1 protein-coding gene is annotated in these 909 nt (G+C 77.0%); it reads left to right on the top strand.

All coding sequences use genetic code 11. The features are described from left to right. Positions 1-838 (top strand): hypothetical protein (locus G3N18_RS15805; RefSeq protein ID WP_196385194.1); only part of this gene is annotated, 838 nt, incomplete at its 5' end. Between the last annotated feature and the right edge of the window lie 71 nt (positions 839-909).

Here is a 909-nt window from a genome sequence, read left to right as displayed (position 1 = left end):
GGCCGGCGGCGCGCTCGGCGGAGGAGCGCTCGGCGCGGGAGCGATCGCCGGGATCGTCGCCGGCGTGCTCGTGGGCGGTGCCGCGGTCGCCGCCGCGTTCGTCGTGCCGTCGATGGTCTCGGCCCCCGCGATCGTGTCTGCGGATGCCTCGTCGAACGGCGGCGGCGCCGGCTCGGGCGGCAGCGGGTCTGCCGGTTCTGCGGCGGGAGGTGCGGCCACGGCCAATCCCGGGCCGTCGCCGAGCGCGCTTCCCACACCGACGCCGTCGGTGCCTGTGCCCGCACCTGACGCGGATCCCACCCCCACGCCCGCGACGCCGCCAGCGGCCGCACCCGTCGCGCCCTCGGAGACCGCACCGAGCGCGACGCCGACACCGACGCCATCCGCCAGCCCCACCCCGACGGTCACGCCGACGCCTACGCCTACGCCGACGGCTACGGCTACCCCGACGCCCACGCCCACCCCGACGCCGACCCCGACACCGACACCCACTCCTACCCCGACCCCCACACCGACGCCGACGCCGACGCCGACTGAGACTCCCGCCCCGTCGCTGCCCGAAGGCACCCCCGAGATCGTCTCGACGACCTCCGCGGGCGAAGGTTTCGAGCGGACGCTGACGGTCGTCCTCTCGGGGCAGCCGGGCACCGACGTCGCGCTCCGGATCGACGGCGAACGGCGCGGAGATGCCACTCTCGCCGCAGACGGACGCGCGACCGTGATGATCCCGACCAATCTCGTCGAGCTCTACCTCGGCTCGCTGTCCGTCGCCTACACCGACGGCGACGCGACCGGGCCGTGGCTCACCGCGCCACTGCGAAGCGCCTTCCCTTCCTGAGGCCCTCGCGCCCGGCCCCGCGCCCCCGCCCGGCCTCGCGCCCGGCCCCGCGCCCCCACCCTGGCCCGCCC

Origin of the sequence: Microbacterium paulum (assembly GCF_015707995.1) — a bacterium.
Classification (GTDB): Bacteria; Actinomycetota; Actinomycetes; order Actinomycetales; family Microbacteriaceae; genus Microbacterium; species Microbacterium paulum.
The sequence above is the reverse complement of the archived record's forward strand: the minus strand, read 5'-3'. Positions and strand labels throughout refer to the sequence as shown.